Below are 16733 nucleotides of genomic sequence, written 5' to 3'. Positions count from 1 at the left end.
GATGTCAGCTCAACTGAACCAGGTAACGACACAGATCGGCACCGACCCGGATATGCAGGAAACCAAGGAGTGGCTGGACGCGCTCGAAGCCGTTCTGGAAAATGAAGGTCCGGAACGCGCGCATTACCTGATGGAGCGCATGGTTGACCTGGCCCGCCGCCGTGGCGCCCAGATCCCGTTCTCCAGCACCACCGCCTACGTCAATACCATCCCCACCAAGCAAGAAGCACACTGTCCCGGCAATCTGGAATACGAAGAGCGCCTGCGCTCGTGGATGCGCTGGAACGCCATGGCCATGGTGGTCAAGGCCAACCGCGCCGACGGCGACCTGGGTGGCCACTTGTCCTCGTTCGCTTCGCTGGCGAACATGCTGGGCATCGGTTTCAACCACTTCTGGCATGCGCCAACGGCCGACCACGGCGGCGACCTGCTGTATATCCAGGGCCACTCCTCGCCAGGCGTCTACGCGCGCGCCTTCCTTGAAGGCCGCCTCTCCGAAGAGCAAATGCTGAACTTCCGCAAGGAAGTCGACGGCAAGGGCCTGTCTTCGTACCCGCATCCTAAATTGATGCCTGACTTCTGGCAGTTCCCGACCGTGTCGATGGGCCTGGGCCCGCACATGGCGATCTACCAGGCGCGCTTCCTGAAATACCTGCACGCGCGCGGCATCGCGAAAACCGACAACCGCAAGATCTGGGCCTTCTGCGGCGATGGCGAGATGGACGAGCCGGAATCCCTGGGCGCGATCGGCCTGGCCGCACGCGACATGCTCGACAACCTGGTCATCGTGGTCAACTGCAACCTGCAGCGCCTGGACGGCCCTGTGCGCGGCAATACCAAGATCATCCAGGAACTGGAAGGCGAATTCCGTGGCGCAGGCTGGAACGTCGTCAAAGTCATCTGGGGCCCGGGCTGGGACGCCCTGCTGGCGCAGGACAAGGAAGGCATCCTGCAACGCGTGATGATGGAAACCGTCGACGGCGAATACCAGAACTACAAGGCCAAAGATGGCGCCTACGTGCGCAAGCATTTCTTCGGCAAGCATCCGAAGCTGCTGGAAATGGTTGCCAACATGACCGATGACGACATCTGGCGCCTGACCCGTGGTGGCCACGATCCGCACAAGATCTACGCGGCATTCAAGATCGCCCAGGAACACAAGGGCCAGCCGACCGTCCTGCTGGTGAAAACCATCAAGGGCTACGGCATGGGCAAGTCGGGCGAAGCGCGCAACACGGCGCACCAGACGAAAAAACTCGACGACGAAGCGATTCGCGAAATGCGCGACCGCTTCTCGCTGCCTATCCCTGACGACAAGCTGGCCGACATCCCGTTCTTCAAGCCAGCCGACGATGCGCCGGAAATGGTCTACCTGCACGAGCGCCGCAAGGCCCTGGGCGGCTACCTGCCGCAGCGCCGCCAGAAATCGGAAGAAACCCTGCCGGTGCCTGGCCTGGACGCGTTCAAGAACGTGCTGGAAGCCACGCCTGAAGGCCGCGAAATCTCGACTACGCAAGCGTTCGTGCGCGTCATTTCGACCCTGCTGAAAGACCCGAACCTGGGCCAGCGCGTGGTGCCTATCCTGGTCGATGAATCGCGTACCTTCGGCATGGAAGGCCTGTTCCGCCAGATCGGCATCTACAACCCGAAAGGCCAGTTGTACGAGCCGGTCGACAAAGACCAGGTCATGTACTACCGCGAAGACAAGGCTGGCCAGATCCTGCAAGAGGGTATCAACGAAGCGGGCGGCATGAGCTCGTGGATCGCTGCGGCGACGTCGTATTCGACCAACGACCGCATCATGATCCCGTTCTACACCTTCTATTCGATGTTCGGCTTCCAGCGCATCGGCGACCAGGTATGGGCTTCGGCCGACATGCGCGCCCGTGGCTTCCTGATGGGCGGCACGGCTGGCCGTACGACCCTGAACGGCGAAGGCTTGCAGCACGAAGATGGCCACAGCCATATCTTCGCCGCGACCATCCCGACCTGCATGCCGTACGATCCGACCTTCAGCCATGAAGTCGCCGTCATCATCCAGGACGGCCTGCGCCGCATGATCGCCAACCAGGAAGATGTGTTCTACTACATCACGATCATGAACGAGAACTACGCCCAGCCAGGCATCAAGCCAGGCCAGGAAGAAGGCATCCTGAAAGGCATGTACAAGCTGCAGGAAGGCCAGGCTGACGCCAAGCTGCTCGTACAACTGATCGGTTGCGGCACCATCCTGCGCGAATCGATCTTCGCCGCCGAATTGCTGCAAAACGACTGGGGCGTGGCTGCAGACGTGTGGTCGGCGCCGTCGCTGACCCTGGTGGCCCGCGATGGCCAGGATGCCGAGCGCTGGAACATGGTCAACCCGTCGAAAGCGCAGCGCGTGCCGTACGTGACGTCGCTGATGCAGGACACGGATGGCCCGATCGTCGCCACGACCGATTACATGCGCGCGTTTGCAGAACAGATCCGCGCCTTCATGCCGAAGGGCCGCACTTACAAAGTGTTGGGCACCGATGGCTTTGGCCGCTCGGACAGCCGCGCCAAGCTGCGCGAGTTCTTCGAAGTGAACCGTTATTATGTCACCGTGGCCGCGTTGAAATCGCTGGCTGACGAAGGCAAGATCGACGTGTCGGTGGTGGAGCAGGCGATCGCCAAGTACGGCATCGACGCGAACAAACCGAATCCGGTGACCCAGTAATCGTTGTGCGGACCCGATGATGCCAGGGCGGTGCGAAAGTGCCGCCCTGGCGTGTGTGCGGGTCCATCTGACAAATAAAATAACGGAGCAAGCTATGAGCATTGTGGAAGTCAAAGTCCCGGATATCGGCGATTTCAAGGAAGTCGAGATCATTGAACTGATGGTCAAGCCAGGCGATACGGTCAAGGTCGACCAGTCCCTGATCACGGTCGAATCGGACAAGGCCAGCATGGAAATTCCATCGAGCCACGCCGGTGTCGTCAAGGAATTGAAAGTCAACGTGGGCGACAAGATCGCCGAAGGTTCGCTGGTCCTGCTGCTGGAAGTGGCGGACGACGCATCGGCGCCTGCGCCTGCAGCTGCCGCCGCTGCGCCTGCACCGGCAGCCGCGCCAGTTGCTGAAGCGGCACCTGCCGCCGCCCCTGCGCCAGCCGCCGGCGGTCTGGTCGACGTGACCGTGCCCGATATCGGCGACTTCAAGGAAGTCGAAGTCATCGAACTGATGGTCAAGGTGGGCGATGCGATCAAGGTCGACCAGTCGCTGCTGACGGTCGAATCGGACAAGGCCAGCATGGAAATTCCATCGAGCCACGCCGGTATCGTGAAAGAATTGAAAGTCAAGGTTGGCGACAAGGTTGCCAAGGGTTCGCTGGTACTGGTCGTGGAAACGACCGGTGGCGCTGCTGCTCCTGCTGCTGCCCCTGCCGCCGCTCCTGCACCGGCCGCGCAAGCTGCTGCCGCGCCAGCCGCCGCCGTCGCTTCGGCACCGGTCGCCGCTGCTGCCCCTGCCGCCGCACCTGCCGCAAATGGCAAGCTGGCGCACGCGTCGCCATCGATCCGCAAGTTTGCGCGCGAACTGGGCGTGGACCTGGCCCGCGTGGGCGGTTCCGGTCCGAAGGGCCGCATCACCCAGGAAGACGTGCAGAACTTCGTCAAGGGCGTGATGTCGGGCGCCGTCGCCGCGCCAAATGCACCGGTCGCCAAAGCCGGTTCGGGCGTGGGCCTGGACCTGCTGCCATGGCCGTCGCTGGACTTCAGCAAATTCGGCACGACCGAATTGCTGCCGCTGTCGCGCATCAAGAAAATCTCGGGCCCGAATCTGCACCGCAACTGGGTCATGATCCCGCACGTCACGCAATTCGACGAAGCGGACGTGACGGACCTGGAAGCGTTCCGCGTCGACACCAACGCGGCCAATGCGAAGAACAAGGATGCGGCCAAGCTGACCATGCTGGCCTTCGTCATCAAGGCGTCCGTTGCCGCGCTGAAGAAATTCCCCGCGTTTAACGCGTCGCTCGACGCCAAGGGTGAGAACCTGATCCTCAAGCAGTACTACAACATCGGCTTCGCGGCCGACACGCCGAATGGCCTGGTGGTACCGGTGATCAAGGGCGCGGACCAGAAATCGGTCTCGCAGATCGCCCGCGAAATGACGGAACTGTCGCTGCAGGCGCGCGAAGGCAAGCTGAAACCGGCCGACATGCAGGGCGCCAGCTTCACGATCTCGTCCCTGGGCGGCATCGGCGGGACGCACTTCACGCCTATCGTGAATGCGCCGGAAGTGGCGATTCTGGGTCTGTCGAAAGCCTCGATCAAGCCGGTATGGGATGGCAAGGCCTTCCAGCCACGCTTGATGATGGGCACCTCGCTGTCCTACGACCACCGCGTGGTCGATGGCGCGATGGGCGCGCGATTCTCCGTGTACCTCGGCGAAGTCCTGGCCGACATGCGCAAAATTCTGCTGTAAGGAGCGATTGATGAGCACAGTAGAGGTAAAAGTACCGAATATCGGCGACTTCAAGGAAGTCGAAGTCATCGAACTGATGGTCAAGGTGGGCGACACCATCAAGGTGGACCAGTCCCTGATCACGGTCGAATCGGACAAGGCCAGCATGGAAATTCCTTCGACCCATGCGGGTGTCGTCAAGGAAATCAAGGTCAAGGTTGGCGACAAGATCGCCGAAGGCAGCGCGCTGCTGGTGGTGGAAGCGTCTGAAGGCGCGGCAGCTGCTGCGCCGGCGGCTGCTCCTGCTCCTGCTCCTGCGCCAGCGGCCGCAGCTCCGGCAGCCGCCCCTGCGGCGGCACCAGTTGCCGCCGCCATCCCGGCCGGCAATTACAGCGGCCAGGTCGACATCGACGTCGACATGATGGTATTGGGCGGCGGTCCTGGCGGTTATTCGGCGGCGTTCCGCGCGGCCGATCTGGGCATGTCGACGGTCATCGTCGAGCGCTACGCCACCCTGGGCGGCGTGTGCCTGAACGTGGGCTGCATCCCGTCGAAGGCGCTGCTGCACGTCGCCTCCGTCATCGATGAAACGGCGCACATGTCCAACACGGGCGTGACGTTTGCCAAGCCGACGATCGATATCGACCAGGTACGCAAGTACAAGGAAGGTGTCATCTCGAACATGACGGGCGGCCTGGCTGGCATGGCCAAGGCGCGCAAGACGCAAGTCGTCACCGGCGTGGGCCAGTTCCTCAGCGCGAACCACATCGAAGTGACGGCGGCTGACGGCTCTAAAAAGGTCGTGCAGTTCAAGCAAGCCATCATCGCCGCCGGCTCGTCCGTGGTGAAGCTGCCGTTCGTGCCGGAAGACCCGCGCATCGTCGATTCGACGGGCGCGCTGGAATTGCGCCAGATCCCGAAACGCATGCTGGTCATCGGCGGCGGCATCATCGGCCTGGAAATGGCGACTGTATACTCCACGTTTGGCGCGCGCATCGACGTGGTCGAAATGATGGATGGCCTGATGCAGGGCGCCGACCGCGACGCCGTCAAGGTGTGGCAGAAGTTCAATGAAAAACGCTTCGACAACATCATGACCAAGACCAAGACGGTGGCCGTCGAGGCACTGCCGGAAGGCATCAAGGTCACGTTCGAAGCGGCTGAAGCGGGTGCCACGGCGCCGGCGCCGCAAATCTACGACCTGGTGCTCGTCGCCGTGGGCCGTAGCCCGAACGGCAAGAAGCTGGCTGCTGACAAGGCCGGCGTGCAGGTCACGGACCGTGGTTTCATCAACGTCGACAGCCAGATGCGCACCAACGTACCGAATATCTTCGCCATCGGCGACCTGGTGGGCCAGCCGATGCTGGCGCACAAGGCCGTGCATGAAGCCCACGTGGCAGCGGAAGCTGCCGCCGGCCAGAAGTCGCACTTCGACGTCAAGGTGATTCCATCGGTCGCCTATACGGACCCGGAAGTGGCATGGGCCGGCATCACGGAAGACGAAGCGAAAGCCAAGGGCATCAAGGTCGAGAAGGGCCACTTCCCTTGGGCAGCTTCCGGCCGCGCCGTGGCCAATGGCCGTGCCGAAGGCTTCACCAAGCTGCTGTTCGATGCAGAAACGCATCGCATCATCGGCGGCACCATCGTCGGCACGCATGCGGGCGATATGATTGGCGAAATCGCCCTGGCCATCGAAATGGGCTGCGACGGCACCGACATCGGCAAGACCATCCACCCGCACCCGACCCTGGGCGAGTCGATCGGCATGGCCGCTGAAGTGTACGAAGGCGTGTGCACGGACTTGCCGCCACCGCGCAAGCGCTGATAAAGAGTTAACTTTCAGTACTAAAAAAACCGGGACGTGTTCCCGGTTTTTTTATTTCGCCTGGTCTTGGCAGCGTAAACCGCAGATGGGGTGTGGCGTATCCATCGCATGTGAATATTGGTGAGTATTGCCGTATGGAAAAAGTGGCAGAATGGAGGTCTGTAACCATGTTTTGCTTTTGCTGCAACAGAAGCGTGTGATTTTTCCTGGAATGTTGCCAGTGTGTGGGTCGGTCAAGTTCCGCTCTACTAAGAGCCTGTCCCGGTAGATGAATATGCCCCCTGCTGGCGCCCCTCGGAAGCGGGGGCTGCGTTGATCGTCTTCGCGTGGCTCGCTACGCGTCTTCCGCACGCCTTGTCCGCGCTCCTGATGAACGACCAGCAGAAGACGCTCCCTACTGGGATAGGCCCTGAGAAAGTTTTGCAACAATGAAAAAGTTTACCGCCCTTCATATTGCCGATGTTCGTATGCGTCGGGCTGATGAGCAAGAGCAAGCCGTGATGCTGCATGCCTTGTACCAGGATGTGGCTGCTATCCTGGCGGCGGGCAAGCAGATCGATGCGATTTTCTTCACAGGCCAGCTGGTGGCGCTGGACGCCTGTGCCGGCACGACGCCCCTGTATGTCTACGAATATTTCCTGCGTCCCTTGTTGCAGGCGGCCAGCTTGCCCGGTGCGCGTTTCTACCTGGTGCCGGGCAGCCGCGTGCAGGGTGTCGCGGCTGCGGCGCTGGGCAATGCTGGCTTCAGTTTTTTCTCCGCCGATGAGCACGCCAGTGCCGAGCAGCGCGCGCACTACAAGAATATCCACGCCGTGTTCCACGGCCACCAGCATACGGGTGACGCCAGTTCGCTGATGAAGTCGCTAGGCATCCTGTTCAAGAGCAATCCCGGCAGCCTGTACGGTGCGCATGGCCAGATGGCGGCATTTTCCGTGCTCGAGTTCGGCATGGGCGTGGCCGATGGCGACGCGCCAGGCGCGCAGTGGAAGGTCTCCCTGCGCGAGTTCGACCAAGTGAGCAAGAACTTCGCCCTGTCGGTGCTGTACACGCCGAATGGCCAGGAAACGGGGCAGATGGATGCCGAGTATGTGTTTGCCACCTTGCTGCCGCAGCTGGCAGGCGAACGCGCCTATTTCGATGGCTTGCTGGGCAAGGTGGGCGCGCAGCAGCGTGAGGATGCTGGCGTGGCTGCCGATACGCGCGAATTCCTGATCGAGCTGGCGTTCGTGATGTTCGAAGCCAAGACCCTGTTCCTCGGCGAAGGGGAACTGCAGCGTTTTGCCAGCGACTATTGCGGCGTGAAGGGCCGGAACATGCCGGCAAGCGACTGGCTGGCACCGCTGTATGCGCATGGCTTGCTGCTGCTGGCCGATGGCCAGGTGGCGTTTGCCTTCGATTACTTCCGCACCTACTTCCTGGCGCAGCGCTTTGAAACCTCGTTCGACCTGATGCGCTATGGCCCGGAACGTCACGATGGAAGTGAGTCTTCACTTAGTCTTGATGACCCGTCCGCCGCCCAGCCTTTCCTGCGTGCGCTGGGCTTGAACGATGAGCGTGCCGCAGCGACGATGCAGGAAGAGGGCGGCTGCCAGGGCTGAATCGCGCGTCAGGCCGCGAGCGGCTGGCGCAGGGTGCCGTGCAGGAACAGGTCGAGACTGACTGCCACCTTGGCGCGCAATTGCGCCACATCCGGTTGCGCCTGTGGCGGAAACAGCAGGCGCGACATCTGGTCCCCCAGCAGGCAGTTGAGCAGGTGCAGCGCCAGGATGGAGGGCGTCAACTCCGCGCGAAACAGGGGCGCGATGTCGGGACGGCTGAAAAACTTGGTCAGCATCTCGCGCGTCTGTCCCGGTCCCACCTTGTAAAACGTTTCCGCCAGCTCCGGATGCGTGGCCGCTTCGGCCACCACCATGCGATTCAGGCGGATGGCAGCGGGCATGGTGACGAGTTGCACGAACAGCAGGCCGAACTCGCCCAGGATGGCGGGCAGGGGCCGCATATCCGTTTCCAGCGCCGGCATGGTCGAGAAGTAGGCGGCGCGGCGCAATTCCACCACGGCATTGAACAAGCCCGACTTGCCGCCAAATTTCACATAAATCGTGCGCACGGCCACATGGGCTTCGCGGGCGATCATTTCCAGGCTCACCTTCCCATACCCTTTTTCCAGAAACAGGCAGCCCGCCGTGTGCAGCAGGTTTTCCATGCGCGCTTCCATGTCGGCCGCGCGCGGGCGGCCGGCAGGCTTGCCGCAGCAGGAAAGCTCCTGGGCGGCGGCGTCGGATTCTGTATCGGTGGGCAAGGTATCGCTGAGGCCGGGATCGGACATGGTCTGGGTCTCTTTTTAAGGTGGAAGGTAAGTGATGGCTCACACTGTAGTGCAAATTAAAATGAAATGCAATCGTTTCATTTCTTGACTTTGGTTTTTCTTTGCCCAATAATGAACCTATATCATTTCATTTTCGGAGCGAGTATGTCCAACCAGCCAGGTCAAGCAGAGCACAAGGTGCTGAGCGCCGTCCCACCCGCGGCCCCTGCCGCCCCTTCCGCGCCCGCCGCTTCCGCCAGCTCCGCACCACCTAACAACCGCGTAAAAATCATCGCCGGCCTGATCGTCCTCGTCGCGCTGGGCGCCGGCGCGCGCATGTGGTACCGCAGCCACTATTTCGTGGAAACAGAAAATGCTTATGTGTCCGGCCACGTGCATCCCGTCTCGGCGCGCATTTCCGGCGTCGTCACCAAGGTTTTCATCGATGACAATCAAATGGTGAAAGAGGGCGACGTGATCGCCGAACTCGATCCGTTCGACCAGCGCGTGAAAACCGAGCAGATCGCCGCGCAGATCGCCAGCGCCGAGCAGCAAGTGCTGCAAGCCGACGCGCAGATCGCGCAAGTGCAGGCGCAGGCCAGTGCCGCCCAGGCGCAAGTGGCGCAAGCCGATGCGCAACTGCTGCGCGCGAAACAGGATGCCGAGCGTTATGGCCAGCTGTACACGAGCCAGATGAAAGCCGTCTCGAAAGCGGAACTGGACGCCGCCAACGCAGCCCGCTCCAGCGCCGTGGCCGACCTGGCCGCCCGCCGCGACAGCGCTTCCGCCGCGAAGGCGCAGATCGGTGCGGCGCAAGCTGCGCGCGACGTGGCCAAGGCCCAGGTGGCCGTGCTGCGCGTGCAATTGAAGGACGCGGAACAGCAACTGCAATACAACCGCGTCCTGGCCCCCGTCGCCGGCCGCATCGGCAAGCGTAATGTGGAAACAGGCATGCGCGTGCAGCCTGGCCAGCAATTGACGGCCATCGTGCAGGATAACGTCTGGGTCACCGCCAACTTCAAGGAAACCCAATTGGCCGACCTGCACCGCGGACAGAGCGTGCACGTGACCATCGACGCCATGCCGGGCAAGAAACTGGTGGGCACGGTCGACAGCTTCGCGCCTGCCTCGGGCGCGCAATTCGCCCTGCTGCCGGCCGATAACGCCACCGGTAACTTCACCAAGATCGTGCAGCGCGTGCCCGTGAAAATCGTCTTCCAGCCGGAAGACATCAAGGCCATGAATGGCCGCCTGGTGCCGGGCATGTCGGTGATCGCCGAAGTGGAAGTGAACCAGCCCAATGCGGATCAGGACAAGGCGCCGCGCCACGCCGCCGCACCAGCTGCTCCCGCCGCGCAGAGCGCCGCCCGCTAAGTTTCCATGAGCAGCCCTTCCAATACACCGGCGGCATCGCCGGCGTTTCCCGTGATCAGCGAGAAAGTCTCCGGGCGCACCTGGCTGGCGGTCGCCGCCGGCATGCTGGGTGCCTTCATGGCGGTGCTCGACATCCAGATCACCAACTCCTCGCTCAAGGATATCCTTGGCTCGCTGTCGGCCACCCAGGAAGAGGGCTCGTGGATTTCCACGGCTTACCTGGTGGCGGAAATTATCGTCATTCCCCTCACCGCGCTGCTGGCGCGCGTGTTCGGCTTGCGCACCTACATGATCGGCACCACCGCTTTCTTCCTGCTGTTCTCCACCCTGTGCGGCACGGCCTGGAACCTGGAAAGCATGATTGTCTTCCGCATGCTGCAAGGGTTCACCGGCGGCGCCCTGATCCCCATGGCGTTCACCCTGGTGATGCTCAAGCTGCCGCCGTCGAAGCGCGCCGTCGGCATGGCCATCTTTGGCTTGACGGCTACCCTGGCGCCGGCCATGGGCCCGACCCTGGGCGGCTATCTCTCCGAGCTGTATGGCTGGCCTTCGATTTTCTACATCAACTGGGTGCCGGGCGTGCTGCTGATCGCCGGCATGATCTATGGCCTGGACAAGGAGCCGATGAAGCTGGAGATGTTCTGGAAAGCCGACTGGCTGGGCATCTTCTTCATGGCCCTGGGCCTGGGTTGCCTGACTATCTTCCTGGAAGAGGGCAATTCGAAGGACTGGTTCGACTCGGGCTTCATCATCGCCTTTGCGGCACTGGCCCTGACGGGCATCCTGGGCTGGGTCGTCACCAGCGCCACGCGCGCCGAACCGTTCGTCAACCTGGCCCTGTACGGCCAGCGCAATTTTCTGGTCGCCACCGTGCTGTCGGCCGTGACGGGCATGGGCCTGTATGGCTCGGCCTTTTTGCTGCCCCTGTTCCTGGGCCAGATCGCCGGCTATTCGCCGATGCAGATCGGTGAAGTCATCATGTGGGTGGGCTTGCCGCAGCTGTTCATCATGCCCTTCGTCGCCAAGCTGTCGTCGGTGGTGGATAACCGCATCCTGTGCTCGTTCGGCCTGCTGCTGTTTGGCGGCTCGTGCATGATGAATGCCTACATGGACGCTTCCACCGGCTACGACCAGCTGCTATGGTCGCAGGTGGTGCGCGCGCTGGGCCAGCCCTTCGTCATGCTGACCCTGTCGAACTTCGCCATGAAGGGCATCGCGCCGAAGGACATGCCGTCCGCTTCGAGCCTGTTCAATATGACGCGCAACCTGGGCGGCTCGATCGGCATCGCCCTGCTGGCGACGGCCCTGAGCACCCGCGAGCATTTCCACTCGCAACGCCTGGGTGAAGCGATCAATGCGTATTCCAGCGCCACGCAGCTGCGCATCGACCAGCTGACGTCCTCGTTCATGGCCAAGGGTTATGACGCTGTCACGGCCGGCAACCAGGCCTTGCAGGCGATCGACGGCATCGTGCGCCGCGAAGCGTACGTGATGGCCTACAACGATGGTTTCTTCCTGATCGGCGCCATCCTGCTGGTCTGTATCGTGCCCCTGTGGCTGGCCGACAAACTCAAAGCCCCCGGTGGCGGTGGCGGCGGTCATTGACCGCCGACGCAAGCCCTTAAAGAACAAGAAGGTATACACCATGCAAACAGTATTGACGAAAATCGCGCTGGCCGCTTCCCTTGCCGTAGCGCTGTCCGCCTGCGGTACCGTGGGCCAGGATTTCACTGCCCCGGCGAATGTGGCCGGCATCGACAACGGCGTTTTCCGCCACGGCGCTGCCGCAGCGGATGCCGCGCAGCTGCCCAAGGCGTGGTGGAGCATTTATGGCGACGCTACCCTGGACCGCCTGGAGCAAAGCGCGCTGCAGGACAATCCCAGCGTGAAAGCGGCGGGTGAGCGCCTGCTGCAGGCACTGGCGCAAAGCGGCACGGCGCGTGCCAACCAGGGCCCGAGCGTCAACGTCAGCACCGGCATCTCAAATTCGCGCACTTCGGCCAACACCTCGCAGGGTCTGGCCCTGGGCAACCGCTCCATCAGCGGCAATAATTTTTCCGTGGGCGGCTCGCTGTCGTATGAAGTCGACTTGCTGGGCCGCGTGAAACGCATGGTCGAAGCGGCTGACTCGCAGGCGCTGGCCGCGCAGGCAGACCGTGACGGCGTGCTGCTGATGCTGTCGGCACAAGTGGCCAGCAATTACTGGCAGCTGCGCGGGCTGGACGCGGAAATGGCCATCCTGAATGGCGCCTTGGACACGCGCCGCGAGTCGGCGCAGCTGGTCGAGGCGCGTTTCAATGCGGGACTGACGAATGAGCTGGACCTGGCGCGCGCGAAAGTCGAACTGTCGAACGCCCAGGCCGACCTGCATGAAGTCAAGCGCCAGCGCAACCAGCTGGAAAACAGCCTGGCTACCCTGACGGGCAAGCCGCCGTCGGCGCTGCAATTGCCGGTGGCGGCTGAACCTTCCAGCTTGCCGCTGCCCCCCGCCATTCCCGTCGGCTTGCCGGCCAGCCTGCTGGCGCACCGCCCGGACCTGGTCTCCAGCGTGGCGAGCCTGCGCGCGGCGAACGCGCAAGTGGGCGTGGCCGAAGGCGCGTTTTACCCGTCGCTGCAATTGACGGGCAATTTCGGCTACGCCTCGGAAAAGCTGCGCGACCTGGCGCAGGGCGGTTCGCGCCAGTTCAGCTTTGGCCCTCTGGCCCTGTCCCTGCCGATCTTCGACGGTGGCCGCAACCAGGCCAACCTGGATTTGAGCAAGGCGCGCTATGCGGAAGCTGTGGCGAACCATGAAACGAAATTGCTGACGGCTTTGCGCGAAGTGGAAGACGCGCTGTCCGACGTGGAGCAGCGCCAGTTGCAGGGCGACGCACAGGCCCTGTCGCAAGCCGCCGCTGCGCGCGCCTATCTGGTGGCGCGCACGCGCTACGAGCGCGGTATCTCGACCTACCTGGACGTCACCGATGCACAGCGCAGCTCGCTGGCAGCGGACCGCGCCGCCGTGCAGATCAAGACCCAGCGTTTGCTGGCGACGGTCGCCGTGGCCCGTTCCCTGGGCGCCGGTTGGAAACCGGACGGCGAACTGGCGAAGCTGGCGAAGGCCAACTAAGTACGAGGTGAACTAGGTACGACGGTTACGTGAGCGTGGCCGGCGGCGGTGTCGCCGCTGGCCCGTAGCGTTCCAGCAGAAAATCGATGAAGGTCGTCAGCTTGGGCGTGGGCTGGCGGTCGCGCGCATACACGAGGTGCATGGGGCGCGGCGCCGGCACATAGTCGGCCAGCAGCGGCACCAGCCTGCCGGCGGCGATATCGCTGGCCATCAGGATTTCCGCCTGCATGACGATGCCAAAGCCGTGCAGGGCCGCCACACGCAATGCCTGCCCATTGTTCGAGCGGAAGCGGCTCTCGCGCACGGGGCTGCCATCGTCGTCGCCGCTCCTGGCCAGGCGCCAGCGCACATGGCGCGTCCACTGCATGAAATCCAGGCACTCGTGGCGCGCCAGGTCGGCCGGCGTGCGCGGCATGCCATGTTTGGCCAGGTAGGCGGGCGCGGCGCAAATCACCATCGCATACGGCCGCAGCGCGCGCGCCACCATGGCGGAATCTTCCAGCTTGCCGATGCGGATGGCCGCATCAAACCCTTCTTCCACCAGGTCTACCGTCCTGTCGTTCAGGTTCAATTCCAGGCTTACTTCCGGATACGCATCGAGGTAGTCCGCCAGCAGCGGCGCGATGCACTCGCTGCCGAACGACACGGGCGCCGTGATTTTCAGCTTGCCGCGCGGCGCCGTGCGCATGGCTTCCGCGCCACGTTCGGCCGCATGGATGCTGGCCAGGATCTGGCGGCACTGCTCCACATACTGCTGGCCGATTTCCGTCAGGCTTTGCCGGCGCGTGGTGCGCGCCAGCAGCCGCGCGCCCAGCCGCTCTTCGAGCTGCCTGATGTGCTTGCCCACCATCACGGGTGAAATCTGGAACGCCTCGGCGGCGGCCGTGAAACTGCCCGCATCGACGACGGCGACAAAAATCTCCATGCTGCGCAATTTATCCATGGGCACCTTGATTGCAAATTGTGAGTTAGTAATCTTGTAAATTCTAGCGTATTTATTCCTTTTTGGAAGCGGCGCATACTGGCTCCATCGTTCAACCCCAGACAAGGAAGCAGCATGAAAATCGTCATCATCGGTGCCAGCGGCACCATCGGCGCGGCCGTCGCGGCACAACTGGCGCAACGCCATGAAATCATCGAAGTGGGTAGCCGCAGCGGCACGCATCAGGCCGACATGGGCGACATCGCGCAAGTGCGCGCCCTGTTCAAGCGCATCGGCAAGGTCGACGCCGTCATCGTCACGGCCGGCAAGCTGCATTTCGGCCCGCTGGCCGAATTTACTCCCGAGCAATTCCAGCTAGGCCTGGACAGCAAGCTGATGGGCCAGGTGAACGTGGCGCTGGTGGCGCAGGAATATCTGAACGATGGTGGCTCGATCACCCTGACCAGCGGCATCGTGGCCGAGCAGCCTATCCGCTTCGGCGCGGCCGCCAGCATGACGAATGCAGCCGTGGAAGGCTTCGTGCGGGGCGCTGCCATCGAACTGGCACGCGGCGTGCGCATCAATGCCGTCAGCCCCACGGTGCTGGCCGAATCGCTGGAAGCGTATGGTCCCTACTTCTACGGCTTCGAGCCGGCCGCCGCCAGCCGCGTGGCCCTGGCTTATAGCCGCAGCGTGGAAGGGGCGCAGACGGGGCAGGTGTACAAGGTCTGGTAAGCGGCTTGCCATGCCATGGGGCAGGTGGGACAATCGCAGACTGAGCAAGAAAGCGGTAGCGCGCCATCCGCGCCAGCCGCTTCTGAGAAAAATCTTACCGAGACCCCCATGAAAAAACTCCTGATTCCCCTGCTGATGGCCGCTGCCGTCGGCAGCGCCTGTGCCGCAACGCCAGCCACCCCCGCAACAGCGCAACAACTGACCACCATGAGCGCCCGTTACGCGCCCGTCGCGCTGAGCGCCGATACGTCCCACCTGTCTGCGGGCGACCGCCAGGCCATCGCCAAGCTGGTCGAAGCGGCCAAGCTGGTCGACGTGCTGCAACTGCGCCAGCGCTGGTCCGGCAATGAAGCGCTGTGGACGGCCTTGAAGAAGGACAAATCAACGCTGGGCCAGGCGCGCCTGAACTATTTCTGGATCAACAAGGGGCCATGGTCGGTGCTCGACGCGCACGCCTCGTTCATGCCGGCCAGCTATGCGGGCATCGCCATTCCCGCGCACAAGCCGGAAGCGGGTAATTTCTATCCGCAGGGCGCCACCAAGGCCAGCCTGGAAGCGTGGATGAACGGCTTGCCAGCGGACGACAAGCAGCAGGCGCAATGGTTTTTCACGACGATTCGCGCGGGCAAGGATGGCAAATACCAGACTGTCAAATACTCGGACGAGTACAAGGTGGAACTGAAACAACTGGCCAGGCTGCTCGACGAGGCGGCTGCCGCCACGGACAACGCATCGCTGAAAAAATTCCTCACCCTGCGCGCCAAGGCTTTCCTCGACAATGACTATCTGCCGTCCGACTTCGCCTGGATGGATCTCGACTCGCCCGTCGACATCACCATCGGCCCGTATGAAACATATAACGACGAGCTGTTCGGCTACAAGGCCGCGTTCGAAGCCTATGTGAACATCCGCGACCAGGAGGAAACGCAAAAGCTCAATTTCTTCGCCAAGCACATGCAGGAGCTGGAAGACAACCTGCCGCTCGACGCCCGGTACCGCAACCCGAAAGTGGGCGCGCTGGCGCCGATGGTGGTGGTCAACCAGGTATATGGCGCCGGCGACGGCAACATGGCAGTGCAGACGGCCGCGTACAACCTGCCCAACGACGAGCGCATCATCAGCGCGCGCGGCTCCAAGCGCGTGATGCTGAAAAACGTGCAGGAAGCCAAGTTCAAGGCTACCCTGACGCCGATCTCGAAACTGGTGCTGACAGCCGATGCGCAGCAGGACGTCGACTTCAATTCCTTCTTCACGCACATCCTCGCGCATGAAATCATGCATGGCCTGGGCCCGCACGCCACCGTCGTCGACGGCAAGCCCTCCACGCCGCGCCAGGACTTGAAGGAAGCGTACTCCACCATTGAGGAAGCCAAGGCCGATATCACGGGCCTGTTCGCGCTGCGCTACATGATGGACAAGGGGCAACTCAACGATACCCTGGGCCAGGGCGAGGCGGCCGAGCGCAAGCTGTACAACACTTTCCTCGCCTCCGGTTTCCGCACCCTGCATTTCGGCCTGACGGATTCGCATGCGCGCGGCATGGCCATCCAGATGAATTACATCCTCGACAAGGGCGGTTTTGTTTCCCTGGGCGACGGCAAGTTTGGCGTTGATTTTGGCAAGATCAAACAGGCCGTGATCGACCTGGACCGTGAATTCTTGACCATCGAGGCGACGGGCGATTATGCGCGCGCGCAAGCGTTGATGAGCAAGTACGTGGTGATCCGTCCTGAAGTGCAAGTGGCGCTCGACAAGATGAAAGCCGTGCCGAACGATATCCGTCCGGAATTCGTCACGGCCCGCGCGCTGGACAAGGCAATGACTGCGAAGAAATAAATCCGATCTTGACGATTGTCAGTGTGAAAAGCCGGTGCTGCTGCACCGGTTTTTTTTGGCTATGTCACCGTAAGGTGTGGGAACTCTCCCATGGTTGCCTTCAACAATGTTTGTGGGGAGCGGATGCGTCCGGCGTCGAGTATCCAGCGCCACCCCAGATAATTCGGCAGGTAATGGCTGGCTACCCCGTGGAATATGCGTAG

Annotated in this window: 11 protein-coding genes and 1 pseudogene; 9 read left to right on the top strand and 3 right to left on the bottom strand. The window is 62.5% G+C overall.

Annotated elements, in window-relative coordinates; genetic code table 11:
• Position 1 precedes the first annotated feature (1 nt).
• From aceE to ACQ4WN_RS00045, 4 genes are all read left to right on the top strand, one after another.
• Positions 2 to 2698, top strand: coding sequence for a pyruvate dehydrogenase (acetyl-transferring), homodimeric type (gene aceE / locus ACQ4WN_RS00060; RefSeq protein ID WP_436549713.1), 2697 nt, complete (start codon positions 2 to 4; stop codon positions 2696 to 2698).
• A gap of 94 nt (positions 2699 to 2792) precedes the next feature.
• The gene (gene aceF / locus ACQ4WN_RS00055; protein ID WP_436549712.1) at positions 2793 to 4445 is read left to right on the top strand and encodes a dihydrolipoyllysine-residue acetyltransferase; all 1653 of its coding nucleotides are present in this window, start codon (positions 2793 to 2795) and stop codon (positions 4443 to 4445) included.
• Between the two features lie 10 nt (positions 4446 to 4455).
• The gene (gene lpdA / locus ACQ4WN_RS00050) at positions 4456 to 6249 is read left to right on the top strand and encodes a dihydrolipoyl dehydrogenase (RefSeq protein WP_436549711.1); all 1794 of its coding nucleotides are present in this window, start codon (positions 4456 to 4458) and stop codon (positions 6247 to 6249) included.
• Positions 6250 to 6716: 467 nt separating this feature from the next.
• Complete coding sequence (locus ACQ4WN_RS00045; RefSeq protein WP_436549710.1) at positions 6717 to 7847, top strand: hypothetical protein; 1131 nt, start codon at positions 6717 to 6719, stop codon at positions 7845 to 7847.
• 8 nt (positions 7848 to 7855) lie between these two features.
• Here ACQ4WN_RS00045 and ACQ4WN_RS00040 read toward each other — a convergent pair whose 3' ends face one another.
• Positions 7856 to 8575 carry a TetR/AcrR family transcriptional regulator gene (locus ACQ4WN_RS00040; protein WP_436549709.1) on the bottom strand — a complete coding sequence of 240 codons (720 nt, stop codon included), beginning with the start codon at positions 8573 to 8575 and terminating at the stop codon, positions 7856 to 7858.
• A 144-nt stretch (positions 8576 to 8719) separates the two neighbouring features.
• Here ACQ4WN_RS00040 and ACQ4WN_RS00035 point away from each other — a divergent pair, with 144 nt between their 5' ends.
• From ACQ4WN_RS00035 to ACQ4WN_RS00025, 3 genes are read left to right on the top strand one after another with little or no spacing between them, the layout of a single operon-like run.
• A complete protein-coding gene (locus ACQ4WN_RS00035) occupies positions 8720 to 9928 on the top strand; it encodes an HlyD family secretion protein (protein WP_436549708.1) in 1209 nt (402 codons plus the stop codon).
• A gap of 6 nt (positions 9929 to 9934) precedes the next feature.
• Positions 9935 to 11533 carry a DHA2 family efflux MFS transporter permease subunit gene (locus ACQ4WN_RS00030; RefSeq protein WP_436549707.1) on the top strand — a complete coding sequence of 533 codons (1599 nt, stop codon included), beginning with the start codon at positions 9935 to 9937 and terminating at the stop codon, positions 11531 to 11533.
• 40 nt (positions 11534 to 11573) lie between these two features.
• The gene (locus ACQ4WN_RS00025) at positions 11574 to 13037 is read left to right on the top strand and encodes an efflux transporter outer membrane subunit (RefSeq protein ID WP_436549706.1); all 1464 of its coding nucleotides are present in this window, start codon (positions 11574 to 11576) and stop codon (positions 13035 to 13037) included.
• 25 nt (positions 13038 to 13062) lie between these two features.
• Here the strand turns inward: ACQ4WN_RS00025 and ACQ4WN_RS00020 are convergent, their stop codons facing one another.
• Positions 13063 to 13980 carry a LysR substrate-binding domain-containing protein gene (locus ACQ4WN_RS00020; protein WP_436549705.1) on the bottom strand — a complete coding sequence of 306 codons (918 nt, stop codon included), beginning with the start codon at positions 13978 to 13980 and terminating at the stop codon, positions 13063 to 13065.
• Positions 13981 to 14094: 114 nt separating this feature from the next.
• Between ACQ4WN_RS00020 and ACQ4WN_RS00015 the strand changes: the two genes are divergently transcribed.
• Both ACQ4WN_RS00015 and ACQ4WN_RS00010 read left to right on the top strand, forming a co-directional pair.
• Entirely contained in the window at positions 14095 to 14694 is a 600-nt protein-coding gene (locus ACQ4WN_RS00015; RefSeq protein WP_436549704.1) for a short chain dehydrogenase, read from the top strand.
• 108 nt (positions 14695 to 14802) lie between these two features.
• On the top strand, positions 14803 to 16530 hold the full coding sequence (locus tag ACQ4WN_RS00010; RefSeq protein ID WP_436549703.1) for a dipeptidyl-peptidase 3 family protein: 1728 nt from the start codon (positions 14803 to 14805) through the stop codon (positions 16528 to 16530).
• Between the two features lie 59 nt (positions 16531 to 16589).
• On the opposite strand, the pseudogene ACQ4WN_RS00005 reads toward ACQ4WN_RS00010, so the two are convergent.
• Positions 16590 to 16733: pseudogene (locus ACQ4WN_RS00005) on the bottom strand (IS1595 family transposase); the annotation flags it as partial.

The sequence above is a fragment of the Janthinobacterium pasteuri genome (assembly GCF_051380775.1).
Classification (GTDB): Bacteria; Pseudomonadota; Gammaproteobacteria; order Burkholderiales; family Burkholderiaceae_D; genus Janthinobacterium.
Note: the sequence above shows the minus strand (reverse complement) of the source record. Positions and strands in the feature narration are given on the sequence as shown.

Excerpts from the sequence above, each read along its gene's own strand:
- ACQ4WN_RS00030 (WP_436549707.1), top strand. The coding sequence starts at position 9,935 with ATGAGCAGCCCTTCCAATACACCGGCGGCATCGCCGGCGTTTCCCGTG.
- ACQ4WN_RS00020 (WP_436549705.1), bottom strand. The coding sequence starts at position 13,980 with ATGGATAAATTGCGCAGCATGGAGATTTTTGTCGCCGTCGTCGATGCG.
- aceE (WP_436549713.1), top strand. The coding sequence starts at position 2 with ATGTCAGCTCAACTGAACCAGGTAACGACACAGATCGGCACCGACCCG.
- ACQ4WN_RS00015 (WP_436549704.1), top strand. The coding sequence starts at position 14,095 with ATGAAAATCGTCATCATCGGTGCCAGCGGCACCATCGGCGCGGCCGTC.
- ACQ4WN_RS00040 (WP_436549709.1), bottom strand. The coding sequence starts at position 8,575 with ATGTCCGATCCCGGCCTCAGCGATACCTTGCCCACCGATACAGAATCC.
- ACQ4WN_RS00025 (WP_436549706.1), top strand. The coding sequence starts at position 11,574 with ATGCAAACAGTATTGACGAAAATCGCGCTGGCCGCTTCCCTTGCCGTA.
- ACQ4WN_RS00010 (WP_436549703.1), top strand. The coding sequence starts at position 14,803 with ATGAAAAAACTCCTGATTCCCCTGCTGATGGCCGCTGCCGTCGGCAGC.
- ACQ4WN_RS00035 (WP_436549708.1), top strand. The coding sequence starts at position 8,720 with ATGTCCAACCAGCCAGGTCAAGCAGAGCACAAGGTGCTGAGCGCCGTC.
- ACQ4WN_RS00045 (WP_436549710.1), top strand. The coding sequence starts at position 6,717 with ATGCGTCGGGCTGATGAGCAAGAGCAAGCCGTGATGCTGCATGCCTTG.
- lpdA (WP_436549711.1), top strand. The coding sequence starts at position 4,456 with ATGAGCACAGTAGAGGTAAAAGTACCGAATATCGGCGACTTCAAGGAA.
- aceF (WP_436549712.1), top strand. The coding sequence starts at position 2,793 with ATGAGCATTGTGGAAGTCAAAGTCCCGGATATCGGCGATTTCAAGGAA.